Origin of the sequence: Flavobacterium sp. FlaQc-30 (genome assembly GCF_044005885.1) — a bacterium.
In the GTDB taxonomy this organism is placed as follows: Bacteria; Bacteroidota; Bacteroidia; order Flavobacteriales; family Flavobacteriaceae; genus Flavobacterium.
Map to the genome: position 1 here is coordinate 1 of NZ_JBIPCO010000029.1, position 474 is coordinate 474.

The following is a 474-nucleotide window of genomic DNA, read 5'->3' on the forward strand; positions in this document are numbered from 1 at the left end:
GTGCAGTCATATTGGCTTGTATCTTAAAACTATGCATGGAAGCTCCGTTGATGAGTTTAACCTTGGAGTTTTTAAGCTGTCCGAACTGCATGCGCATTCCGTCAAAATAAAACCATTGTCCGTATCGGGCGGCCAGTCTTTTAAGAAACTCAAAATTGGTCTCATTGTACTGCGCCATATAATTGAATTCTTTCAAATAAGTTGATCTGATAGCATCTCTCTGATAAAACTCTGTTGGCCCTTCTGACAATAAATCTATAACAATATCATCCATCCCTCTTTCTAGATAAGTTCTGGATTTTGGCATATCGTCAATTACTTTGCTGTGGCTTATTCCTGTAATATGCAGACCAGCGGCACTGCCGTGCCTGTCTATTGAAGCGACCTCAGTAATGATTCCTTTACTCATCAGCCTGATTCCGGTCAGACTTTTGAAAGTAAAAATGACTTCATCGCCAATGTATTTTCGCATGG

1 protein-coding gene is annotated in these 474 nt (G+C 40.3%); it reads right to left on the reverse strand.

What is annotated here, in order from left to right; genetic code table 11:
* Positions 1–474 (reverse strand): contractile injection system protein, VgrG/Pvc8 family (locus tag ACHRV0_RS21600; protein ID WP_395442509.1); only part of this gene is annotated, 474 nt, incomplete at both ends.